Below are 207 nucleotides of genomic sequence, written 5' to 3'. Positions count from 1 at the left end.
TGGTTTGTCAGGAAATATTTTCTGCCAAGCCGCTCAGACGTGTAATAGCCGGGGGGCAGCCCGTGCGACTGGGCAAAGTCATCCAACACTCCCGGACCCATGAAATAGAGGCTGGTGACGGTAGGCGCCATTCGGCCTGTCGCATGTGTCCAGGCCACCATTAGACGGGCGTCGGCGACGCCCGGGTTGTCGATGACCACCTGATAG

General features: G+C 59.4%; 1 protein-coding gene. It reads right to left on the bottom strand.

Translation table 11 applies throughout. From position 1 onward, the window contains the following. Window positions 1-207 (bottom strand): hypothetical protein (locus ACLQ25_RS32945; RefSeq protein ID WP_425734628.1); only part of this gene is annotated, 207 nt, incomplete at both ends.

The organism is Micromonospora sp. DT44 (assembly GCF_049841635.1).
Classification (GTDB): domain Bacteria; phylum Actinomycetota; class Actinomycetes; order Mycobacteriales; family Micromonosporaceae; genus Micromonospora.
This window is presented reverse-complemented; position numbering and strand designations above follow the sequence as displayed.